General features: G+C 47.3%; 1 protein-coding gene and 1 pseudogene. Both read right to left on the bottom strand.

Going from position 1 to position 1,722, the window contains the following annotated elements; all coding sequences use genetic code 11:
* On the bottom strand, window positions 1-1,321 hold a 1,321-nt coding region (gene nrdD, locus AC1WIP_RS15580; protein ID WP_481142685.1), incomplete at its 3' end, for an anaerobic ribonucleoside-triphosphate reductase.
* Between the two features lie 220 nt (window positions 1,322-1,541).
* Window positions 1,542-1,722 (bottom strand): annotated as a pseudogene (locus tag AC1WIP_RS15575) (hypothetical protein); the annotation flags it as partial.

Here is a 1,722-nt window from a genome sequence, read left to right as displayed (position 1 = left end):
CATTGAATCTTCCCACAAAAACAGGAGTATCCTCATCATCTGCTGGGTGCATTCCGCCTCTCTCATACCAGGGGGACAAAAAGGCACGGCATCCCATGGGAGACACAATTTTTCCATACTGCTTGTACATGCTGGCCACATAGCCCTTTCCGGTAAGGCTGAGCCAGTCCGGATACATAGTCTTTGAGGAGCATTTTACGCCGGCCTCAAACACATCCTCCAGGGGCTTTCCAGGCCCGTGAAGGTTCTCATCATACAAAAATACAATTTTAGGGAATAACACAGGCTTCTTGCACTCCTTTTTGCCCTGGCCGCCCCTGCGCACATTCAGCATTGTGATGGTGGCAAGCTTTGCAAACCTGCCCGTTCCCGTTCCGGCCGTCACCGTGATAAAGGGATAATCTCCCCGGCTGCTTGCCACTGTGTTAAATTTATACTCCCAGCCCTGGAAGCCCTGTTCAAATTCTCTGACCACATCCTTGTAGGCTTCTTCCTCCGCCCTCTCCTGACTGATTCCAAGGCCCGTGTACTTTTCAATGCCGCGTCTGTAGGATTTCTCCGCATAGGGCTCTAAAATCAAGTCCACGCTGGGCACCGTAAAGCCGCCGTACTGCTGGCTTGCGGCGCTGAGCACAATGTCACCGATCACGTCAAATGCCACATCCAGCGTCTTGGGCTCGTTATACCAGATATTTCCCATCTCAAAGCCGCCCGTCAAAACGCTCTGCACGTCAAAAAGACAGCAGTTCATGGTATCCCTTCTTGCAGACATATCATGCACATAAATATAACCGTCCCTGCAGGCCTGTATCTCCTCCGTGGTCATAAAAAATTTCTGATACAGCTCCTTGTTGAGCTGGTTAAAAATCAGGCTCCTCTTGGTGGATACCAGCGCGGAATCTGTGTTGGCATTCTCCTTATCGCCGATATACATGATAGACTGGCTCTTTTTATACACATCGTCCAGCATGCGCACAAAATCCTGTTTGTAATTGCGGTAATCCCGGTAGCTTTTGGCAACCACGGGCTTTACCTGCTCCAGGGCGCTTTCTACAATGTTGTGCATAATGGGAATCGGAATTTCATCTGCCTCAAGCTCATTTACCTTATCCACAACATACTGGCAGATATGTCTTTTCTCTTCGTCTGTAAATTTTGTCAAGGCCCGGTATGCGCTTTTTCCCACAGCGTTAATCACCTTCTGAACGTTAAAGGCTTCCCGGCTTCCATCCTTTTTAATTACATAGACATCCTTTAACGGTCTATATTCTGCACCGTAATTTTCATTTTCCGTACCTGTCTGTTCCAAACTACTGATCATATACTCCATTCCCTTCATCTCATCTGTTTTGACCTGTTTTAACACTATATGTTGTGTCTCTTGCTTTTAACAGGCAATATATTGTGTGCGTGTATAATATAGTATAAAAAAGAATCCTCCGGATGTCAACGTGGAAGGACCATGAAAAATATACAAAAAGACACCTGAAATTTAGGTGCCTTTTTTGTGAAAAATGCTTGACATTGCTTTTACAAGCTTTTTACATCCCTCCGGCACTCAAAATTCCACTCTTTCTTACACATTCCAAAGCCTCCTGTATGTCTGCCACAGGAAGCACCAGCGCAAACCTTACATGCCCTTTGCCCAGCTCTCCGAAGCTGCTTCCCGGCGTACAGAGCACGCCGGGAAGCAGCTTCGGAGAGCTGGGCAAAGGGCATGTA

Source organism: Acetatifactor sp., assembly GCF_982438285.1.
This window is presented reverse-complemented; position numbering and strand designations above follow the sequence as displayed.